The sequence below is a fragment of the Phytohabitans sp. LZ39 genome, from assembly GCF_059359075.1.
This window is the reverse complement of record NZ_JCADBM010000002.1, coordinates 410,235-429,658: the sequence shown is the minus strand read 5'-3', so window position 1 is coordinate 429,658 and position 19,424 is coordinate 410,235. Positions and strand designations below refer to the sequence as shown.

General features: G+C 70.5%; 17 protein-coding genes. 11 read left to right on the top strand and 6 right to left on the bottom strand.

The annotated features are described in order from the left end of the window. Positions 1–56 precede the first annotated feature (56 nt). The 9 genes from AC5L36_RS05620 to AC5L36_RS05580 all read left to right on the top strand — a co-directional run bounded on the left by AC5L36_RS05620 (position 57) and on the right by AC5L36_RS05580 (position 12,178). The gene (locus tag AC5L36_RS05620; RefSeq protein WP_441214265.1) at positions 57–1,736 is read left to right on the top strand and encodes a Wzz/FepE/Etk N-terminal domain-containing protein; all 1,680 of its coding nucleotides are present in this window, start codon (positions 57–59) and stop codon (positions 1,734–1,736) included. Beyond that, positions 1,733–3,082 (top strand): O-antigen ligase family protein, encoded by a 1,350-nt coding sequence (locus tag AC5L36_RS05615; RefSeq protein WP_441214264.1) that lies wholly within the window; start codon positions 1,733–1,735, stop codon positions 3,080–3,082. Before AC5L36_RS05620 ends, AC5L36_RS05615 begins: the two co-directional genes overlap by 4 nt. Beyond that, a complete protein-coding gene (locus AC5L36_RS05610) occupies positions 3,072–4,298 on the top strand; it encodes an aminoglycoside phosphotransferase family protein (RefSeq protein ID WP_441214263.1) in 1,227 nt (408 codons plus the stop codon). The genes AC5L36_RS05615 and AC5L36_RS05610 overlap by 11 nt, the downstream gene beginning before the upstream one ends. A gap of 38 nt (positions 4,299–4,336) precedes the next feature. Further along, positions 4,337–5,173 carry a sulfotransferase domain-containing protein gene (locus tag AC5L36_RS05605; RefSeq protein WP_441214486.1) on the top strand — a complete coding sequence of 279 codons (837 nt, stop codon included), beginning with the start codon at positions 4,337–4,339 and terminating at the stop codon, positions 5,171–5,173. Continuing rightward, positions 5,161–6,630 carry a lipopolysaccharide biosynthesis protein gene (locus AC5L36_RS05600; RefSeq protein ID WP_441214262.1) on the top strand — a complete coding sequence of 490 codons (1,470 nt, stop codon included), beginning with the start codon at positions 5,161–5,163 and terminating at the stop codon, positions 6,628–6,630. Before AC5L36_RS05605 ends, AC5L36_RS05600 begins: the two co-directional genes overlap by 13 nt. Then, positions 6,627–7,589 (top strand): glycoside hydrolase family 26 protein, encoded by a 963-nt coding sequence (locus tag AC5L36_RS05595; protein ID WP_441214261.1) that lies wholly within the window; start codon positions 6,627–6,629, stop codon positions 7,587–7,589. The genes AC5L36_RS05600 and AC5L36_RS05595 overlap by 4 nt, the downstream gene beginning before the upstream one ends. 151 nt (positions 7,590–7,740) lie before the next feature. Continuing rightward, positions 7,741–8,337, top strand: coding sequence for an imidazoleglycerol-phosphate dehydratase HisB (gene hisB, locus AC5L36_RS05590; RefSeq protein ID WP_441214260.1), 597 nt, complete (start codon positions 7,741–7,743; stop codon positions 8,335–8,337). Beyond that, on the top strand, positions 8,334–9,671 hold the full coding sequence (gene hisD, locus AC5L36_RS05585) for a histidinol dehydrogenase (protein WP_441214259.1): 1,338 nt from the start codon (positions 8,334–8,336) through the stop codon (positions 9,669–9,671). Before hisB ends, hisD begins: the two co-directional genes overlap by 4 nt. Positions 9,672–9,703: 32 nt before the next feature. Beyond that, positions 9,704–12,178 carry an ATP-binding protein gene (locus AC5L36_RS05580; protein ID WP_441214258.1) on the top strand — a complete coding sequence of 825 codons (2,475 nt, stop codon included), beginning with the start codon at positions 9,704–9,706 and terminating at the stop codon, positions 12,176–12,178. A 5-nt stretch (positions 12,179–12,183) separates the two neighbouring features. On the opposite strand, the gene AC5L36_RS05575 is transcribed toward AC5L36_RS05580, so the two are convergent. Continuing rightward, positions 12,184–13,422, bottom strand: coding sequence for a hypothetical protein (locus AC5L36_RS05575; protein WP_441214257.1), 1,239 nt, complete (start codon positions 13,420–13,422; stop codon positions 12,184–12,186). A 207-nt stretch (positions 13,423–13,629) separates the two neighbouring features. Further along, positions 13,630–14,400 (bottom strand): WecB/TagA/CpsF family glycosyltransferase, encoded by a 771-nt coding sequence (locus AC5L36_RS05570; RefSeq protein ID WP_441214256.1) that lies wholly within the window; start codon positions 14,398–14,400, stop codon positions 13,630–13,632. 57 nt (positions 14,401–14,457) lie between these two features. On the opposite strand from AC5L36_RS05570, the gene AC5L36_RS05565 reads away from it, so the two are divergent. Beyond that, positions 14,458–15,399: a sulfotransferase gene (locus AC5L36_RS05565; RefSeq protein WP_441214255.1), complete on the top strand. Its 942-nt coding sequence runs from the start codon at positions 14,458–14,460 to the stop codon at positions 15,397–15,399. Then, entirely contained in the window at positions 15,396–16,301 is a 906-nt protein-coding gene (locus AC5L36_RS05560; RefSeq protein ID WP_441214254.1) for a glycosyltransferase family 2 protein, read from the top strand. The genes AC5L36_RS05565 and AC5L36_RS05560 overlap by 4 nt, the downstream gene beginning before the upstream one ends. Before the next feature lie 4 nt (positions 16,302–16,305). Here AC5L36_RS05560 and AC5L36_RS05555 read toward each other — a convergent pair whose 3' ends face one another. From AC5L36_RS05555 to AC5L36_RS05540, 4 genes are read right to left on the bottom strand one after another with little or no spacing between them, the layout of a single operon-like run. Continuing rightward, entirely contained in the window at positions 16,306–17,211 is a 906-nt protein-coding gene (locus AC5L36_RS05555; RefSeq protein ID WP_441214253.1) for a CU044_5270 family protein, read from the bottom strand. Between the two features lies 1 nt (position 17,212). After that, positions 17,213–17,815, bottom strand: coding sequence for an RNA polymerase sigma factor (locus tag AC5L36_RS05550; RefSeq protein ID WP_441214252.1), 603 nt, complete (start codon positions 17,813–17,815; stop codon positions 17,213–17,215). A 40-nt stretch (positions 17,816–17,855) separates the two neighbouring features. After that, positions 17,856–18,671: an ABC transporter permease gene (locus AC5L36_RS05545; RefSeq protein ID WP_441214251.1), complete on the bottom strand. Its 816-nt coding sequence runs from the start codon at positions 18,669–18,671 to the stop codon at positions 17,856–17,858. Continuing rightward, complete coding sequence (locus AC5L36_RS05540) at positions 18,668–19,387, bottom strand: ABC transporter ATP-binding protein (protein ID WP_441214250.1); 720 nt, start codon at positions 19,385–19,387, stop codon at positions 18,668–18,670. The genes AC5L36_RS05545 and AC5L36_RS05540 overlap by 4 nt, the downstream gene beginning before the upstream one ends. Between the last annotated feature and the right edge of the window lie 37 nt (positions 19,388–19,424).

Below are 19,424 nucleotides of genomic sequence, written 5' to 3'. Positions count from 1 at the left end.
GCCGGCCGGCCGTTGAGCCCTGAGACCGAAACCTGCCGAAAGGTCCCTCCCCACCCATGGACTCCTCGACCGACGTCTCCGACTACCTCGGCATGCTCCGGCGGCACTGGTGGGTGGTACTCCTTCTCGCGCTCGCCGGCCTCGGTGGCGCGGTCCTCGTCACCCACGTCCAGCCCAAGGTCTACGAGTCGGCCACCTCGGTGCTCGTCCAGCCGGCCGGCCAGGACACGAACGTCGTCGGCGGGCGGACCAAGGGCGACATCAACCTGGACACCGAGGCCCAGCTGGTCCGCTCGACGGCGGTGGCCGTGGGCGCCGCCGAGCTGCTGCGGTCGGACACCCCGCCGGACGAGCTGGCGCACCAGGTGGCCGTGGAGGTGCCGGCGAACACCGCCGTCCTCGTGGTCGCCTTCACCGCCGGCGACCCGGAGTCGGCGCGGGCCGGCTCGCACGCGTTCGCGGAGGCGTACCTGCGCAATCGGGAGGAGAGCGCGAAGGCCGACCTGAACGCGCAGATCTCCGCCCTCAACGCCAAGGTCAAGCAGCTCAGCAAGACCCTTTCCCAGGTGAACGGCCGCCTCGCGCCCCTGCCCGACGGCAGCCCGCTGCGCCCCAACCTGGAGAGCCAGCGGACTACCACGCAAAACCAGCTCAACAACCTCAGCGGCAAGCTGAACGACCTGACCACCGCCACCGTGACCGGCGGAAAGATCATCAGCGACGCCCGGTTGCCCGAGACGCCGATCAAGCCGGACCCGATGCTCAACCTGGCCACCGGCGCGATGGTCGGCCTCCTGCTCGGTCTCGGCGTGGCCCTGCTGCGCGAGCGGCTGGACCGCCGGGTGCGCACCGCCGCCGACGTGTCCCGGCGCACCCGGGTGCCGGTGCTGGCCGAGCTCACCGCCCCCGCCCACCTCGACGGGGTGCTGCCGCCGCACGAGCCCGGCGGCCGCACGTTCAACCGGCTGCGCAACGAAGTGGTGGCCAGCCTGGGGCCGGACGACAAGGTCGTCGTGGTGGCCGGCGCAAGCCGGGGCGTCGCCTCCACGCTCGTCGCGGCGAACCTGGCCGCCGCCCTCGCCCGCACCGGCAGCGACGTCACCCTGGTCGGGGCCCACCTGCCGGACAGCGTCGCGGACGCCGCGCCGCTCGCCACGATCTTCGGCGTCGCCGCCACGCCCGGCCTCTCGGACGTGCTCGCCGGGCGGGTGGGGCTCGCGGCCGCCGTACAGCACGCGCCGCGCATCCCGTCGCTGCGCGTGATCACCACCGGCAGCACCGCCAGCGCCGCCGGGCTCATGCAGTCGCAGGGCCTGAGCGACGCGCTGGACCTGCTCAGCGCGCGTCCCGGGTACGTGGTGATCGAGGCGCCCGCCACCTCCAGCAGCGCCGACGCGCAGAGCCTCGCCAGCCTCGCCGACGCCGCGATCATCGTGGTCGAGCTGCGCCGCACCCGCCGGCCGGAGGTGACCGACGCGGCTGAGCAGCTGCGCCGGGTCGGTACACCGGTGCTGGGCACGGTGGTGGTGCCCCGGATGGCCGGCGGCTCGACCCCTGGCCCGCGCCCGGCCGCACCGGCCCGCGCCCTGCCGGCGGCGCCCGCGCCCCTTCCCGCGCCCCTTCCCGCTCCCCTGCCCACGGACGAGCCCGCCGACCTCAGCTCCGCCGGGCTCGCCGAGGTGGACCTGACCACGTCTACCGCCGTGATCCGCCTGCCTCCGGGCAACCTCAGATGACCGTCACACTCGCCGCCCCGGAGGTGCCGCGCGCCGCCACGGGACGGCCCCTGCCCGCCTGGCCGGTCGCCGGCGTGCTCCTGCTCTACCCACTGTGGTGGGCGCTCGGCCTCGGCGTACTGATCTTCCCGCTCGTCGCCGTACCGATGGCCGCCCTGCTGCTCCGGGCGCACGTGGCCGGCCGGCCGGTGCGCCTGCCGCCCGGCTTCGCGCTGTGGGCGGTGTTTCTGGCGGCGGTGCTCGTCGGCGTCGCCGTGCTCGGCGCCGAACCGGCCGGCGCGGTCGACGAGCACGCCAGCGGCCGGCTGATCGGCGCCGGCTATCGCGTGATCCAGTACGCGGCGCTGACCGTCCTGCTGATCTACGCGGGAAACCTCACCGAGGCCGAGCTCTCCCGCCGCCGCCTGGTCGGCCTCCTCGCCTGGCTCTTCGCGATCACGGTGGCCGGCGGGCTGCTCGGCATCTTCGCCGGCCACTTCGAGTTCACCTCCCCGGTCGAGCTGCTCCTCCCCTCGCACGTGCGCGACAAGGGTTTCGTCCAGTCGCTGGTGCACCCGTACGCGGCGCAGATCATGGACGTGGTCCGCGACGCGCATCCGCGGCCGGCCGCGCCCTGGGGGTACACGAACACCTGGGGCAACAACTTCTGCCTGCTCGTGGTCTGGTTCGCCGCCTGGGCGTGGGGGTACCCGGCCCGCCGCCGCACCCGGTTGCTCGCGCTGGCCTGCCTCGCCGTCTCCGTGGTGCCGGTCGTCCACTCCCTCAACCGCGGCCTGTGGATCGGGCTCGGTGTCTCGGCCGTGTACGTGGCCGTCCGCCTGGCCCTCGCCGGCCGCACCTGGGCGATCGGCGGCCTGGCCGCCGCCGCGGCCGCGCTGGCCGCCGCGCTCGCGCTCACCCCGCTGGGTGGCGTGGTCGGCGCGCGGCTGGACGACGGCCACTCCAACGGCGTGCGCTCGTTCCTGACGGAACGGGCGGTCACCGGGATGGCCGAGTCGCCGGTGGTCGGCTTCGGGTCGACGCGCACCACGATGGGTGGGCGCAACTCGATCACCGTGGGCGAGAGCGCGGCCTGCGAACGCTGCGGCAACTTCACCGTCGGCGGCAACGGCCAGCTCTGGCAGCTCCTCTTCGCGCACGGCCTGGTCGGCACCGCCGCCTACCTGGGCTTCTTCGGCTACGGGCTGTGGCGCTTCCGGCGCGACCGCGGCCCGATCGGCATCGCCGGCGGCTGCGCCATCTTCGGCGGCTTCGCCGCGATGCTCTGGTACAACGCGCTCGTCACGCCCCTGGCCTTCATGTTTCTCGCGTACACCCTGCTGTGGAGGAACTCCCTTGCCCGTTAAGACCGCACCCGCGCGGCTGACCGCGGGTGACGCGGACCTGCGCGCCCAGTTCCTGGAAGAAGTGCTCCGGCTGCTCTATCCCGAGCCGTGCACCACTCGCGGGAAGTCGCCGGTGGTCACCGAGTACGTCGTCGTGCCGGACGCCCGCCGCCCGCGGCTGCTCGTGCCCACGCGCTCGCGCCGGGTCGCCGCCGCGGCCGTGCGCCGCTACGCCGAGCCGCAGTCGCGGGTCGCCCGCCTCAAGCGCGACGCGGTGGTCGCCGCCCTGCGCACGCCCGGCGCCGCGTCGGTGCTGCTCCGCCATCGGGTACGCATCTGCGGGCCGGCCGGCGAGACCATCGACGGCTACCTGCGCGCGGCACTCGGCACCGACCTGGCCCTCAGCGTCCACATCGGACCGGCACGGGCCAACCGCAAGCCCGTGCTCCAGCTGATCGCGCCGGACGGCGAGACGCTCGGGTTCGCCAAGCTCGGCACCGGCCCGCTGACCCGCCGCCTGGTGCGGGCCGAGACGACCGCGCTCAGCGCCCTCTCCCACGTGGGCATCCGCGACGTGACGGTGCCGCGGGTGCTGCACACCGGCGAGTGGCGGGGGCACCAGGTGCTGGTCCAGTCGCCGCTGCCGGTGTGGCGCCCGCGCGCCCCGCTGGCAGCGGATCGGCTCGCGGCCGCCATGCGCGAGGTCGCCGGCTGCTGCGGCACCTCCCGGAGCTGGCTCGCCACCAGCCCGTACTGGGCGGAGCTGCGGGACCGGCTGGACGCGGTCGCCGACCGGCCGGAGGGCGCCGCGCTGGGCACCGCCGCGCGAACGCTGGTCGAGCGGGGTGGGGACGTCGACCTGCGGTACGGCGCGTGGCACGGCGACTGGTCGCCCTGGAACATGGCAACGCTCGCCGACACGCTGCTGGTCTGGGACTGGGAGCGGTTCACCACCGGCGTGCCGCTCGGCTTCGACGCGGTCCACTACGACCTCCAGCGCCGGATCCAGTCCACATCGGACGCGGAGGCGGCGGTGGAGGCCACGCTCGGTGTCGCGGCGGCGCTGCTCCGGCCGTTCGAGGTGACCGGCGCCGCGGCCCGGCTGACCGCCCTGCTCTACCTCGTCGACCTCGCCGCCCGCTACCTGGCCGATCGCCAGGCCGAGGCCGGCGCCCGGCTCGGCGTGCTCGGCACCTGGCTGCTGCCCGTGCTCGTCCGGCGGGTGGCGGCACTGTGACCGGGCGTGGCGCGCGGGTGCCCGCGCCGGTCAAGCGAATGGTCCACTTCGGATCGAGGTCGTACGGCCGGGTCACCGCGCCGGCCCGGATGCTGCCGTCGTTTCTCATCTGCGGCGGCCAGCGCTGCGGCACCACGTCGCTCTACCGGGCGCTGGCCGCCCATCCGGCGGTGCTGAAAGCGGTGCTGCACAAGGGCGTGCACTACTTCGACACCTCGTACCACCGGGGCATGGCCTGGTATCGCGGCCACTTCCCGCTGCGGCGGACGGCGGTCAAGGTGGAGCAGCGCTTCGGCGTGCCGGCGCAGACGTTCGAGTCCAGCCCGTACTACCTCTACCACCCGCAGGCGCCGGCCCGGATCGCCCGCGACCTGCCCGGCGTGCGGCTCGTCGCACTGGTCCGCGACCCGGTCGAGCGGGCGTACTCCCAGCACGCGCACGAGTTCGCCCGCGGCTTCGAGCCGGAGGCGTCGTTCGCCAAGGCGCTGGCGCTGGAGCCGGCCCGGCTCGCCGGCGAGGAGGAGCGGCTCGCCGCCAACCCGCGCGCGTACAGCTTCGCCCACCAGCACCACGCGTACCGGGCCCGCGGCGAGTACGCCACGTACCTCTCCCGGATGGCGGCCCGCGTCGGGCGCGGCTGGATCCACGTGGTGGAGAGCGAGCGGTTCTTCACCGAACCGTCCACCGTCTACCGCGAGGTCCTGGACTTCCTCGGGCTGCCGCATCTCGGCGACCCACCGTTCGAGCGGCACAACGCGCGGCCCCGTCCGTCCGAAATGGATCCAGGCCTCCGCCGGGAGCTCGCCGCGTACTACGAGCCGCACGACACCGCCCTGACCACGTGGCTCGGCGCCGTCCCGGGATGGCGACGGTGACCGCCGTCCTCGCCCCGGCCAAGCGGCGGGCGACCGGGGGGATGGCCCGCCGCGGGCTCGCCGGGATGGCCGGCGCCGGGTTCAGCGGAGTGGCCGGCGTCGCGGTCACCTGGCTCGTCGCCCGTTCGCTCGGCGCCGAACAGGCCGGCGCGTTCTTCGCCGCCACCGCCGGCTTCGTGCTCGCCGGCGGCGTGGCCCGGCTCGGCACCCAGACCGGCCTCGTGTACTGGGTCGCGCGGCTGCGCATGCAGGAGCGCACCCGCCTGCTCGGCGCGTGCCTGCGGATCGGCCTGGTCCCGGTCGCCGCCGCGTCAGTGGCGCTGGCCGCGGTGCTGTGGTTCGCCGCGCCGGCACCGCTCGACTCGCTCGCGCTCTTCCTGCCGCTCGCCGCGCTCTCCGACGCCGCGCTCGCCGGCACCCGCGGCTACCGCCAGCTCCGCCCCACGCTCCTGCTGGAACGGGTGGCGCGGCCGGCCATGCAGGTGCTGACCATCGGCGCGCTGGCGGTCGCCGCCGTCTCGACGCCCGGCGCGTACGCGGCCGCCTGGGTCGGGCCGTACCTGCCGGTCGCGCTCCTCGCCGGGTACGCGCTGCGCCGCGCCTACCTCTCCGTGCCGACGCCGGTGCGGCGGCCGGGGCACAAGACATATCTGGCGCTGCGCGCGCAGTTCTGGCGGTACACCGGGCCAAGATCGGTCGCCAGCGTCGCCCAGCTGGCCCTCCAGCGGGTCGACGTGCTGCTCGTCGCCACGCTGGGCGGTCTGGCGGCGGCCGCCGTGTACGCGGTCGCCAGCCGCTTCGTCGTGCTGGGTCAACTCGCCAACCAGGGCATCTCGCAGAGCGTCCAGCCCCGACTCGCCGAAGCACTGTCCATAGGGGACAGGCTCGCGGCCAACCACCTGTACCAGACGGCTACCGGCTGGCTCGTGCTGGTCACCTGGCCGCTCTACCTGATGGTCATCACGTACGCGCCGGTCTACCTGGGGCTCTTCGGCGACGGTTACCGCGCCGGCGGCCCCGTGGTGGTCATCCTCGCGAGCGCGATGCTCGTCGCGACCGGCTGCGGCATGGTCGACGTGGTCCTGTCGATGGCCGGCCGCACCCGCTGGAACCTCGCCAACGTCACCGCCGCACTCGCCCTCATGGTCGCGCTCGACCTCGCGCTCATCCCCGCCTTCGGCGCGGTCGGCGCCGCGGTCGGCCTGGCCGCCGCCGTGCTGGTCAACAACATCGTGCCGCTGGTCCAGGTGGGCCGGGCGCTGGGCGTACACCCCTTCGGCCCCGGCACGGTGGCCGCGGGTGGCCTGGCGGTCGCCTGCTTCGGTGTACTCCCGCAGGTGCTCGCGGCCACGGCCGGGACGGGCCCGGTAGCCGTGCTCACCGCCGCGGCCCTGGCCTTCGCCGCCTATGGCGGGGGTGTGTGGCGGATGCGCCGCCGGCTGGGCATCCTCCGGTGAGGCGCGCGCTCCTGGCGGCGGTGCTCGCCCTGGCGGCCTGCGGCGGTCCGCCGCCGCCCGCCGAGCCTCCACTCCCGACGGTCGCGGCGACCCATGCCGGCCCGTACGACGCCGGCCCGGTCGACCCACCGGCCCGCGGCGCGCTGCTGGGCGCGTGGGTGAAGCCGAAGAGCTACAGCCAGTCCGGCAGGCTGGCCGCGATCGAGAGCCTCCAGCACGACCTGGGGCGCCGGCTGGACATCGTGAACACGTACCGGCGCTTCGACGAGGATTTCGGCACCGAGTCGGACGAGGAGTTCATCCGGCAGGGCCTGACCATCATGCTGAGCTGGGCCTCCGGCGACACGCGGTCGATCACGTCCGGGCGCCACGACGACCTGATCCGGGCGCAGGCGAGACGCGTGCGCAAGGCCCGCGTGCCGGTGCTGCTCCGCTTCCGGTGGGAGATGGACCGCCCCAACCTGCGGGCCACGATGTGGTCGGGCGAGGACTTCGTCGCCGCCTGGCGGTACGTCCGCGAAATCTTCGACGAGGAACGCGTCCGCAACGCCTCCTGGGTGTGGTGCCCGACGGCCGAGGGCTTCGCCCGCGGCGAGGCCCCCGCCTTCTACCCCGGCGACGACGCGGTGGACTGGACCTGCGTCGACGTGTACGCGAGCAGCGAGCTGAGGCCGATCGGCGAGCTGATGGCACCGTTTCTGCGCTGGGCCGCCGGCCACGACAAGCCCATCATCGTGGGCGAGTTCGGCGTGGCGGGAGCGTGGGGGTCGGCGGCGCGGGCTTCCTGGCTGCGGGACGCCGCCCGCACTTTTAAGGCCAACCCGCAGATCAAGGCCGTCAGCTACTTCGAGTCGGACGACGACAAGGGCCCGACCGGCCACTTCACCCTGACGAACGACTTGCCGGCTTTCGCGGCCTTCGTCGAGCTGGGCAGAGATCGTTGGTTCAACGCACGGTAGTCGTATCACGGACACCAATTGCTTTCGCGAGATCGCCAACGTGTGGCTGAACTGGGATGCAAGAAAATCAGCACACCCAATGATCAAATGCGTCGAAGCATTGATCTCTCGTGTCCACTACACTAGCCGCCAACCGAATAAGGAGAGCGAAGTGAATCCCTCCCGGGTAGCTCGAGTCGAGCGGAAGACGAAGGAAACCAGCGTTCTTGTCGAGGTCGACATCGACGGGCGCGGCCGGGTTGATGTCAACACCGGCGTCGGTTTTTTCGATCACATGCTGAGCCAGTTGGGCAAGCATGGGTTGTTCGACCTGACGGTCAAGACCGAAGGCGATCTCCACATTGACGCCCACCACACCGTCGAAGACACCGCTTTGGCTCTTGGCGAGGCGTATCGGCAGGCCCTCGGCACAAAGGAAGGGATTCGCCGCTTCGGTCACGCGTGGGTTCCGCTCGACGAGGCTCTCGCGCAGGCGACAGTGGATCTTTCGGGGCGCCCCTACGTCATCCACAACGAGCCGGCGGGGATGGCTCCGATGATCGGCGAGTACGACACGACGTTGACCCGACACATCGTCGAGTCATTCTCGGCCCAAGCGCAGATTTGCATTCACCTGCACGTTCCTTACGGACGCAACGCGCATCACATCGTCGAGGCCCAGTTCAAGGCGCTGGCCCAGGCGATGCGCGACGCGTGTGCCTTCGACCCGCGAATCGTCGGGGTCCCGAGCACAAAGGGTGTCTTGTGACCGAGGGTTTTGCGGTGGAGATCAATCGATACGACTTGACGAAGTTGTCTCCAGAGGATCGGCTACGCCTGCTGCGGCGCGCACAGACAAATGTGGAAGCCGCACAAGAGGACGCCCGGCGCATTATCGAGGACGTTCGACACCGGGGAGACGACGCGCTTGTCGAGTACGCTCAGCAGTTCGACGGCGCACGACTCAGCCCCACGGCCCTCGCGGTGACCGAAGACGAGTTCACGCGGGCGGAAGAGGAGCTGAGCCCGATCCTCCTGGAGACCATGCGGCAGGCCGTCACAAACGTGCGTCGGCATCACCAGGCCCAACTCCCACAACCGACCTGGATGATCGAGCCGACCCCTGGGGTGATCACGGGCGAACGCATCACGCCCATCGAATCCGTGGGGCTTTATGTGCCGCGGGGCAAGGGATCATTTCCCTCGGTAATGATGATGCTTTCCGTCCCGGCGGTCCTCGCCGGAGTCCAGACGATCGTGATCTGCACGCCGCCGGGTCCGGACGGCACCGTCGACTCGGCCAGCCTCGTGATGGCAAAGCTGTGCGGAGTTTCGACCGTATTGAAGGTCGGCGGCGCTCAGGCCGTCGCGGCGTTGGCATACGGCACCAAGACAGTTCCCCGAGTCAGCAAAATCATTGGTCCCGGCAATCCGTACGTTGCCGCTGCGAAGCAACTCGTCTACGGCGTCGTGGATCCGGGCCTGCCGGCGGGTCCCAGCGAGTCCTTGGTCCTCTGCGACGATCGCGCCAACCCGGCTGTCGCGGCTCGTGAGCTCATCGTCGAGGCCGAACACGGACCGGATTCCGCGGCGGTGCTGGTCACCACATCACAGACGCTTGCCGACGAAGTGGCGACACTGGTCGGCGAACTGGTCCAGCGGCTGCCGTCGCCACGACGGGAGTTCTGCGAGAAGGTCTTTTCGGGATACGGCGGCATCGTCGTCGCTCCAGACCTTTCCGATGCCATCGACTTCGTCAACGAGTACGCACCCGAGCACCTACGGGTCCTGGTTGAGGACCCCTTCTCGGTGCTCAATAGGATCAGAAACGCCGGCGAGGTGCTGCTCGGCGAATACGCATCCATTCCGTATGGAAACTTCGCCCTCGGAGTCAACGCCATCCTGCCCACCGGAGGAAACGCGCGCTCCTACTCCTGCGTGAGCGTCTACGACTTCCTCAAGAGGTCGTCGTTCAGCTATGTCTCGCCCGCCGGTGCTCGGGCGGTAGGGCCGATCGCGGTGGCCTTGGCCGATTACGAAGGCTTTCCCGCGCACTCGGAAGCCGCACGGTTCGTGCTCGACCGTGCGACCGAAGAGCCTTAGGAGCTCGCGCTGTCGACGAGGGGAGGACGGCCGTGCGAAAGCGCCCGACGATCGCAATCGCGCTGCCGCCGATCGTCCTCTTCCTGCTCCTGCCGGTAGCGACAAATGTCGCCACCACCGGCATTCCGGAGGGGCTCGCACCATACCTGTGGCTTGCCTGGCCGATCGCCCTGCTGCTGGCGACACCGGTCGTGGTGAGTGAGGTTCGCAACCGGCGACTCAGGACTCTCTGGGGAGGTGCCGCGGCGGGTGGCGGGCCTGCGCCGGAAGCGGAGGGAGTCACGCCCCGCAACCTCCCCCGCGACATCCCAGACTTCACCGGACGCGGTCAGCACGTCGATATGATCGCGCGGCACATCGGGGCGTCGGTGATGTCTCCGACCGTCACGATCGCGGCGATCCACGGCATGCCGGGGGTTGGCAAGACGTCACTTGCCGTGCACGTCGGTCACCGCATCCAGGGCCGCTTCCCCGACGGGCAACTGTTCATCGATCTACGCGGGTTCGCGCCCGGCGTCGTCGCGGCCGAGCCGACAGATGCCCTGGAAAGCCTGCTCCACCAGCTAGGGGTCCCAGCCGGCAAGATTCCACCGACCCTCGACGAGCGGGTGAGCCATTTTCGGACCCGGATCGCCGGCCGGCGCCTGCTCATCCTCCTGGACAACGCCAAGAGTGAGCACCAGGTCCGGCAGCTGCTGCCCGGGTCACCTGGCACGGCCGTGATCGTCACGAGCCGGTCACGCCTGGGAGGCCTCGAGGGAGCGCAGCAAATCAGCCTGGAAACGATGCGGGACAACGAGGCCATCGCGCTCCTCACCAAAATCGTCGGGACGGGGCGTCTCGCGGATCGGACCACCCAAGCGTCGGAGATCGCTGGTCTCTGTGGCCATCTGCCTCTGGCCATCCGCCTCGCCGGCGCTCGTATGGCGAGCCGACCCAACTGGTCGGCTTCCACCCTCGCCGACCGGCTCAGATCGCAGCGTCGCCGGATCGAGCAGTTGCGAGCAGGCGACATGAGTGTGGTGGCCGCGTTCGCCGTCTCCTACGAAAATCTCGACCTGCGAGGACGGCTTGTCTTCCGGGCGCTGGGGCTGAGCACGGGCGGCGACATCGACGTCACAGCCGTCGCGGCGTTGGCCGGCATCGACGCCACGGAGGCCGCGGAGTCGCTCGACGAGCTTGTCGACGGGCATCTGGTCGACGAGTCGCCCGACGCCCGCTACCGGATGCACGACTTGTTGCGCCAGCATGCCCGCGACGTAGCTGTCCGGATCGACCCGCCCGAGCTACGCCGGCAAGCGCAGATCCGGATGCTGACGCACTACCTCGCCAAGGCGAGCAAGGCCTGTGCGACTTTGGACCCTACGTGCCGCAGGATCGAGATACCCGGATCCCCGTCCGAGCCTGACCAGGCTTCGATTTCCTACGCGGAGGCCCTGAGATGGTTCGAGGTCGAACGGTCGAATCTTGTCGCCGCGATAAGCCTGGCTGTCGAGATGAGGGCGGACGAATACGTCTGGCGTTTGGCCCTTGCGTTACATCCGTACTTCCTCCTACGTGGTGGCATGGACGACTGGGTCAGCACCAAAAAGCTGGCCGTAGACGCTGCTCGCCGGTTGGACGACGCGGTTGCCGAGGCTGACGCGCTCCTGTCCCTGGGCATCGCTTCGCGCCGGCTCGGCCGCTGTCAGGACGGCGTAAAGTACCAGCTGCTCGCCTTGGAGCGTTACCGGTCGGTCGACGACAAGGTCGGCGAAATGAACTCGCTCGTCAATCTCGGGATCGTCTATCGCCGGCTTGGCCGATATCGAGACGCGGTCGAAGTGCAGGAAGCAGCCATCGAGCTACACGAAGCCCTGCGGGATCAGGTCGGCGAAGCCTCCGCACTGACCAACCTCGGCCTCGTGTATCAACGCCTGGGGCAGTATCCCGAGTCGTTGGCATGCCATCAGAAAGCCTACGAGATGGCGCGCCGCATCAAGGAGCACCACTGCGTCGCCATGGCCGCCACCAACATCGGCATCGTCTACGAGCGGATGAGCCGCCTCGACGAGGCGTTCGCCCAGCACGAGCTGGCCCTGGGCATAGCTCAGGAGATCGGCGACCAGCACGTCGAGGGACACACGCTCAACAACCTCGGCGTCGTACTGTCGCGGTCCGGCAAGCACGACGACGCCATCAAATACCATCGCAGCGGGTTGGAGCTCCTACGGCAGACCGGCAGTCGTGGAGACGAGTGTGAGGCCCTGAACGACATTGGCTACGCGCTGTACGGACGCGGTGACTATCGTGGAGCGAAGACGAACTTCGATGACGCCTTGAAAATGGCGCAACAGATCGGAGACAGATATCTCGAGGCGCGAGCGTTGTACGGCCGCGCACTCGTCCTGCGCCGCAAAGACAGGTCGGGGGCGAGCCGGTCCTACCGGGAGGCCATCGCAATCTTCTCCGAACTCGGTGTGCCAGAGGCGGCCGAGCTGCGCGAGCCGTCCTTCGAGCTGCACTGAACGCGTCAGGCTACTTGCCGCTCGATGTCGTCGAGGCACCGGTCTATCAGGCTCCGCCTCGCCCCGCTCTCCGCACCCATCTCCACGGCCATCGCGAACCCGAGCGCTCTGATCTCCGGCGGAAAAGCCGATCCGTCCGCGAGGTTTTTCGTAAGCAATGGGCAGCAGAACAATGCGGCTTTGAACCGCGCCCGCCAATCCTTCGGGAGCCATCCTCGGCCGCGCAGCTCTGTCAAGATGGGGGTCAGGGTGTGCTGAAGCTTGCTGTGGAGAAACATGTGGCGGATCGGTGGCAGCTCAAAGTCATGGGTGACCACGATGGCCTCGTCGGTGATGTCCAAGGTCAACGTCAGGTCGGCGTTCTTGAGCTCTGGATAATACATCCACATCGCGAAGGTGTTGTGGAAGATCGGCTTCGCAAGATCGAGAAATGGGTCGTGTCGACCACCGAAAGCCGGGTCGAAATAGACGAGCTGCCGCTCGTGCTCGACGAAGAAGATATTGCCGTTATGCGCGTCCCCATGCCCGATCACGGATGCTCCCGGGCGGGACGGCTGGAGCAGTCGATCCGCGTCGGCGATCAAGGATCCTAGACTGCATTTGTATCGCTGGCCATTAACCGACCAGCTCTTGCGGAAGACCTCGGCTATCGGGAGCTTCGCCCCGGGGAGCGACAGCATCTGGCCGGAGCCGTAGTAAGACCTGAAACGGGTGCCGGCGAGGCGGTGATGAAAGAGCTGGTGCACCGGGGCGACAGCCGCAGAATCCGGATCTTGCCACTCGAGACTGCGGACGTAGATCTCGAAGAGCTGGCGGTCGCTGCGGATCTGTGCCTCGGTCAGCGCGCCCAGGCTTCCCACCGGCGCGCTGTCGATCTCGATCTGCCACGCGATGTCGAAAACGGACGGCTCGTCGACAACCTCGTAAATGAGCAGCTGTCGACCGGCCGTGACGGAGCTATGCACCGGCTCAAGCGTCGGGTAGCCCACCTTCGCGAGGAGGGCGGAGTTGTAGAACTCACTTATGACGGCGTGCGGCTCGGTATGGGTCTTGAAGAAGAGCCGGTGACCGTCAGCGAGCGTCAGGAACCCGTTGAACGAGTTGAGCGAAACGGCCAAGGGACGCAGCTCGACGGCCGAAACGTTGAGCGGAAATGTGTCTTGGATGAAGTCGCGAAGTAGCTGCTCGGCACCCGACCTGTCGGTGTGCTGCCGCCGCTGTATTTCGATCAGCACCTCAGTCATGCAACCCCCTGGGTCCTGTCCCCGATGTCAGGATCGCAGAGTCTCGAAGTGAGATCACGGGAAGCCCAAGACGTGGAACGCGGCCCGGATCGGTAGTCTCGATATCGTCGTCGATCTTTGTATTGGTACTCGCACACCACATGAGTTGACTTTCGTACCACCGCTCTCTTGCGCGATGCCATAAACCTTCACGGTGAGGCCTCCGCGCTAGCGGCGTACGGCGTTGCTGGCGAGCAGGCGCAGGGCGTACGGGGCGTCGTGGCGCAAGTAGCGGCTCGCCAGCCGCCGCGGTTCGTTGCCTAGCCGGTGGGCCCACTCCAGGCCCGACTTCTGCATCCACTCCGGGGCCCGCTCGCGATCCCCCGCCACGAAGTTGATCGCCGCGCCGCAGCCGAGGAACCAGCTGAACGGCAGCTCCGGCCTTAGCAGCGACACGAGCCACTCCTGCTTGGGAAAGCCCACGCCGACGTACACCAGGTCGGGCTTCGCCTCCACGACCTCGCGGAGTACCGACGCGAGCAGGTGCGGGTCGTGCTCGAAGCCGTACTCCGGGCTGCGCCAGCCGGCGATGCGCAGGCCGGCGCATTCGGCGGCCAGGCGGGCGGCGGCCCGGCCGGCACCGTCCACCCAGCCCGGGTCCTCGGGCTCGCCGCCGAGCAGGTACACCGAGCGGCCGTCCAGCCCGAGGCCCGCGGAGAGCGACCAGATCAGGTCCGAACCGGTGACCCGCTCCGGCAGCGGCGTGCCGGCCAGGCGGCTGGCCCACACCAGCGGTGTGCCGTCCGCGACGACGAGCGTGGCGTCCTCGAGGTAGGCGCGGATTTCGGGGGCGAGGCGGGCCCGGCGCAGGATGTCGACGTTGGGTGTGACGATCCGCCCACCTTCGCCCCGGTCGAGCGCGGCGCGGACCGTGGCCACCACCTCCGCCTCGGTGATGGCGTCCACGGAGACGCCGTCAAGCAGTATTCGTTCCGACATTGCGGTCCTATGGCTTGATCGTTCGTTATTAGGACAGAACGAGCGAAGGTGGGGAAAGTGGCACAGGTCCTGTTTCTTGGCGGTCTGGGGCGCAGCGGGACCACGCTGGTCGAACGCCTCCTGGGCGAGCTGCCCGGGGTGTGTGCGCTGGGCGAGATCGTGCACCTGTGGCAGCGCGACGTACGCGACGACGAGCGCTGCGGCTGCGGCGCGCGCTTCTCGTCGTGCGACTTCTGGGACGCGGTCGGCGAGCGGGCCTTCGGCGGCTGGCACCAGGTGGACGTGTACCGCGTGCTGGCGCTCCAGAACGCGGTCGAGCGCACCCGCTACATCCCCCGCCTCGCCGCGTCCCGGCTGCCCGAGGAGCACGTGGCACTGATCGAGGAGTACGCCGGCTACTACGCGGCGATCTACGAGGCGGCCGCCGTCGTCTCCGGCGCCCAGGTGGTGGTCGACTCCTCCAAGCACAGTGCGCTCGCCCACTGCCTGCGCTGGTGGCCCGGCCTCGACCTGCGGGTGGTGCACGTCGTCCGGGACGCGCGCGGCGTCGCGTACTCGTGGACCAAGACCGTGGTGCGCCCGGAGGCCGAGGTGCCGTCGGAGATGACGCGCTACTCGCCGGCGCGGTCCGCTCTTCTCTGGAATGCCCACAACGCCGCCTTCGCCCTCCTCGGGCGCCGCGGCATACCGGTGCGGCGGATCCGGTACGAGGAGTTCGTGGCGGACCCGCGGACCGGGCTGCTCGACCTCGCCGCGTTCGCCGGGCTGGACGTCACGGTGGCGGACCTGACGTTCATCGACGGCGAGGAGGCCGAGCTGCGCCCCGGGCACAGCGCGGCGGGCAACCCGATGCGCTTCACCGTCGGCCGGATGCCGCTGCGCCGCGACGACGACTGGCGCGACGCCCTGCCGCCGGTGCAGCGCCGCCTGGTCGGCACGGTCTGCGCGCCGCTGCTGCGCGCCTACGGGTACCCGCTGCGCAGCCGGAGCCTGCCGTGACGCCCTCGGTCGGCGTCGTGATCCCCACCCGGGACCGTCCCGAGCTGCTGCGGCGGGCCATCCAGAGCGTGCGCGAGCAGGACTACCCCGGGCCGGTGCGGATCGTCGTCGTCTTCGACCGCAGCGAGCCGGACCTGCTGCTGGCCACCACCGAGGGCGTACCCGTGATGGTGGTGGCCAACTGGCGCACACCCGGCCTGGCCGGCGCGCGCAACACCGGGATCCTGGCGCTGGACAGCGACCTTGTGGCGTTCTGCGACGACGACGACCGGTGGGCGCCACAAAAGCTGAGCCGGCAGGTTGCGGCGCTCGACAAGGGCGACTTCGCCACGTGCGCGATCGAGGTGGAGTTTCGCGACCGGTGTACGCCGCGCCTCGCCGGCTGCGACAAGGTCACGGTGGAGCAGCTGGCGCGTTCCCGGATGGCGATGCTGCACTCGTCGAGCTTCCTCATCCGGCGCACCGCGCTCGTCGACTCGGGCCGGTTGGGGCTCGTCGCCGAGGACGCGCCTGGCAGCCAGAACGAGGACTGGGACCTGCTCTTCCGCGCCGCCCGCCGCTCACCGATCGTCCACGTCGACGAGCCGCTGGTGCGCGTGCTGTGGGGCCGCACCTCCCACTACGCGTACGAGTACGACACGAAGATCTCCTCACTGCGCTGGATGATGTCCCGCCACCCGGAGATCCACGGCTGCGCGCCCGGCGCCGCCCGCGTGTACGGGCAGCTCGCCTGCTGGTCCGCGGCGACCGGCAACCGGGGCGACGCGTGGCGGTGGACCCGCGAGGCGGTACGCGCCAACTGGAAGGAGCCGCGCGCCGCGATCGCACTGGCCGCGATGAGCGGCGCCGTCAAGGTGGAGAACGTGCTGGCCGCCCTCCACCGCCGCGGCCGCGGGATCTGAGCCGCTAGGGCAGCTGCCCGGGGCGGTCCACGATCGCCACCCGGAGCTGGGCGGACTCGCGCACCACCTGCTCACCGCGGACCACTCGCTCGCCGAGGTACTTGTACGTGGTCGCGTCGAAGACCAGCTCGGTGCGGACGCCGTCGCGCGAGACGCCGACTGACACGCCTCGGCGGCCGGCTGCGTCCGTGACGCCGTCGTCCGCGGTGACGCCTGGCTGCCGGCCCAAAACCTGGAAGAGCGCCACCTGCGACTCGGGGCGCAGGTAGCTGTCCCGGAGCAGGTCGCGGGCGGCCGTGAAGACGTCGCCGCCACGGTCGCGCAGGTACCCCTCCATCGCCGTGGCGTCCGCGGGTGCGGCGGAGCGGTCGGCGCCCCCGGTGGCCGAACGCTCGCAGGCGATCGGGGTGCCCTGCCGGGCGGTGCGCCACACGCCGCCGGGGCAGTCCTCGAGGCTCGTCTGCCACCACCCGCTCTTCGACCCGCGCGGCTGGACGTGCAGCAGCCCGGCCCGCCGGCCGTCCGCGGAGAGCCAGATCCGCCGGCTCATGCCCGCCGTCCCCGGCGTGTCCACCTGGATCGACTCGACGAAGATGAACTGGTCGGGACGGACCGCCATGCCCTGCTGGGCGGCGAGTGCGGCGCCCGCCAGCACCTCGGCGGCGGATCGCGGCGGTGCCGCCACCGGCTCGTCGCGGCTAGCGGTCCACGGTGCGGCGGCCAGCACCAGCACGGTGGCGACGGCCGCGGCGGCCAGGCTCGGCACCGCCGCGAAACGCCACAGCCGGCGAGTCCGGTGGGCCGGCCGGTGTGCCTCGCGCACCAGCCCCGAACGGATCCGCTCCAGCGTGGCGTCGTCCGCCAGTGGGAGGTCGCGGCGCAGGTCACGCACGTAGTCGAGGTCGTTCACGTCAGTACTCCTCATGTGGGTCGAGGTCGGCGAGCGCGCGGCGCAGGCGCTGGCGCGCGCTGTGCAGGCGGGACCGCACGGTGCCGGCGGGGATGTCGAGGGCGCGTGCGACGTCGACGAGGCTGAGCTCCTCGCGGGCGACCAGCAGCAGCACGTCCCGCTCCTTGGCGGGCAGCTTCGCCAGCACCGCGGCCAGCCGGCGGCTCGCCGAAGTCGCCACCACCCGGTCCACCACCTCGGCGTGCGGCTCGGCGACCGGGTCGACGCCGGTACGCGCGAACGCCCGGTACTGGCGCACCTCGGTCCGCCGGTGCCGGTGCACAAGGTTGGTGGCGAGACCGAAGAGCCACGGCCGGGCGTCACGCTGGCTGGTGTCGTAGCGCCCGCGCAGCCGGAAGGCCAGCAGGAACGTCTCGCTGGTCAGGTCGTCGGCCAGTGAGCGGCCGACCCGGCGGGCGAGGTAGCGGTGCACCGCACGCCCGTGCCGATCGAAGACAGCGGCGAAGTCTTCCCCGGCGGCCAGCGACCGCCGGATCAGCTCGCCGTCGCTCGGCTCCGGCGGCGCCACCGTCTCGGGTGCCGCCGCCGTGGTCGCGTCGCTCATACCCGCTATTGCCCGGACCCCCGCTGAGCGTTCGGAAAAGCTACGAGCCGAACCTCGACAGCTTGCCCTTCAGGCGGGCGTAGCGCAGCGAGTAGAGCAGGAAGCCGAGCGCGGCCGCGACGTACACGAGGTCGAGCAGCGCGGCCACGGCAAGGCCACCCCACGACACGCCGCCGCCGGTGAGCACCGCGCGCATCCCTTCGAAGACGTGGCTGGCGGGCACGAGTGCGGCGACCGCCTCCGCCGGAGCGGGCAGCACCGACAGCGGGTAGAAGACCGCCGCGAACGGCTGGAACACGAACACCAGGATGAACGCGACGATCTGAGCGCTCTGCCCGAACCGGATCACGGCACCGATCGCCACCACGCCGAGGGCCCAGCCCATGACCATCAGCACCGCCATGAACGGCACGAGCGCCGGACCGATCGTGAGCACGCCGAAGCCGTAGAAGATGAACGCGAGCACCGACATCACGCCGATCGTCACCGTCACCTTGACCACGCTGGCGAGCAGCAGGCCCGCGACGTACTCGATGGTGGACAGCGGTGAGACGAAGACGTTGAGCAGGTTGCTGCTCCACACGTCGAAGAGGAAGCCGAAGGTCACCTCGCCCTGCGCCCGGTGTAGCACCTGCCACAGCAGCACGGCGCCAAGCAGCATCGCCACCGCGATGTGCACGCGGTTTTGCTGAAGGTAGAGCGAGACGAGGCCCCACAGCACCAGCTCCGCGGTAGGCCAGAACGCCATGTCGATCATGCGGGGCGGGTCGCGGCGCAGCGAGAAGAAGTCGCGGCGGATCACGCTCACTATCCGCCGGCGCCGCGCCGCGGGCCCGTCGAGAAGTAGGGAAGTCATCCTCGTGCCACCCTCAGAAACACCGCTTCCAGATCGTCTACCCCGTACGCCCCGGCCAGCTCCACCGCGCTGCCGGTCGCGACGATCTGGCCGCCCGAGACGAAGTGGATGCGGCTGCACATCCGCTCGACCTCCGGCATGTTGTGCGACGTGATCAGCATCGCCCGCCCGGTGCGGTGGGCCTCGCGAAGCAGCAGCTCGCGGATCCGGTCGCCGACGTCCGGGTCGAGGTTGGCCGTCGGCTCGTCGAGCACCAGCAGCCCCGGCTCGTTGAGCAACGCCTTGGCCAGCTGCACCCGGGTCTGCTGCCCGGACGAGAGCCGCCCGTAGCGCCGGTCGCGCAGCTCACCGAGGTCGAGCAGCTCTATCAGCTGGGCCACCCGGCGGCGCGGCTCGCGCAGCCCGTACATGTGGGCGAAGACGTCGAGGATCTCGCCGACGCGCAGCACCCAGGGCAGGCTCACGTAGCTGGCCGCGAAGTTGACCCGGGACAGCGCCCAGGTGCGGTGCTTGGCCAGGTCGCGCCCGAACATCCGGACCGTGCCGGTATCCGGCGTGGTCAGGCCGAGCACCATGTGCAGTGTGGTGGTCTTGCCGGCGCCGTTGGGCCCCAGCAGCCCCACGATCTCTCCCTCGCCGACGCTGAAGCTCACCCCGTCGACGGCCGTCACGGGGCCGAACCGCTTGGTCAGCGAAACAGCCTCGAGCACGGTCATGACATCGATGCTCCGAGCAATGCCCCGGCCGGGCAAC

Coding starts and splice junctions, on each gene's coding strand:
- AC5L36_RS05540 (WP_441214250.1), bottom strand. CDS start 19,387: ATGACCGTGCTCGAGGCTGTTTCGCTGACCAAGCGGTTCGGCCCCGTG.
- AC5L36_RS05545 (WP_441214251.1), bottom strand. CDS start 18,671: ATGACTTCCCTACTTCTCGACGGGCCCGCGGCGCGGCGCCGGCGGATA.
- AC5L36_RS05600 (WP_441214262.1), top strand. CDS start 5,161: ATGGCGACGGTGACCGCCGTCCTCGCCCCGGCCAAGCGGCGGGCGACC.
- AC5L36_RS05615 (WP_441214264.1), top strand. CDS start 1,733: ATGACCGTCACACTCGCCGCCCCGGAGGTGCCGCGCGCCGCCACGGGA.
- AC5L36_RS05570 (WP_441214256.1), bottom strand. CDS start 14,400: ATGTCGGAACGAATACTGCTTGACGGCGTCTCCGTGGACGCCATCACC.
- AC5L36_RS05605 (WP_441214486.1), top strand. CDS start 4,337: ATGGTCCACTTCGGATCGAGGTCGTACGGCCGGGTCACCGCGCCGGCC.
- AC5L36_RS05620 (WP_441214265.1), top strand. CDS start 57: ATGGACTCCTCGACCGACGTCTCCGACTACCTCGGCATGCTCCGGCGG.
- AC5L36_RS05575 (WP_441214257.1), bottom strand. CDS start 13,422: ATGACTGAGGTGCTGATCGAAATACAGCGGCGGCAGCACACCGACAGG.
- AC5L36_RS05550 (WP_441214252.1), bottom strand. CDS start 17,815: ATGAGCGACGCGACCACGGCGGCGGCACCCGAGACGGTGGCGCCGCCG.